The sequence below is a fragment of the Aromatoleum anaerobium genome, from assembly GCF_012910705.2.
GTDB lineage: Bacteria > Pseudomonadota > Gammaproteobacteria > Burkholderiales > Rhodocyclaceae > Aromatoleum > Aromatoleum anaerobium.
In genome coordinates, this window is the sequence record NZ_WTVG02000013.1 from 1 (window position 1) to 780 (window position 780).

Consider the following 780-nt stretch of genomic DNA (forward strand, 5'->3'; position numbering starts at 1 on the left):
CGGTCACGTTAGCTTGCGGGGTCGAACCGCCAAAATATTGCGCGACCTCTTCCCGCCATCTTCCACCCCGTAGTTTCTTTCATCATCAGGGGTGGCGCTCGTCGCAATGACCGTTAGCGACGAAGAACGAGGGAAAGGAGATTGCAATGGGTGGAGGATGCAAGAGTCGCCCGAAGCGCCGGGCCTTCGCGTTCCTGTGGACAGCCGCTGTTGCGATACTGCTGTTGTTGCTGTCGTTGCTGGCGTACGGTCACGAACCGGCGCGTGCCGGGGGAAGGCACCTGCACTCGAAACGAAGACCGGGCTCGCTTCGTACTATGCGCGCAGCCTGCATGGACGGGAAACCGCAAGCGGTGAAACGTTCGACCGGACCGAGATGGTCGCAGCGTATCCCAGCTATCCCTTCGGGACGCGCGTGCGGGTGACGAACCGGAAGAATGGGCGTGCGGTCGTGGTCCGCATCAACGACCGAGGGCCGGCGAAACCGAGCCGGAAGGAAGGCGTGATCATCGATCTTTCGCCGGCGGCGGCGGCCAGGCTCGGCATGATCAAGGATGGCAGGTCACCGGTGAGGGTGGAGGTGCTCGAATGGGGTGACGACGACCGGCAGTGATCCAGGTGACGGACGTCAGACATGGTGCCCTTTCACCGAGGAACAAAGAAATATCGGAAGATGTCTGGAAGGGGGTTGACGGGCGCGATTACAGCCGTATAATTCGCTCCCTTGCTGCAGCGATGTGGCGGTTCTTTAAAAAGTTGAACAACCGATAAGTGTGGGTA

The 780-nt window shown here is 60.3% G+C and carries 1 protein-coding gene; it reads left to right on the forward strand.

Annotated features, from left to right (window positions below; all coding sequences use genetic code 11):
* The first annotated feature begins 157 nt into the window (after nucleotides 1–157).
* A complete protein-coding gene (locus GO606_RS00685) occupies nucleotides 158–613 on the forward strand; it encodes a septal ring lytic transglycosylase RlpA family protein (RefSeq protein ID WP_169120835.1) in 456 nt (151 codons plus the stop codon).
* Nucleotides 614–780 lie beyond the last annotated feature (167 nt).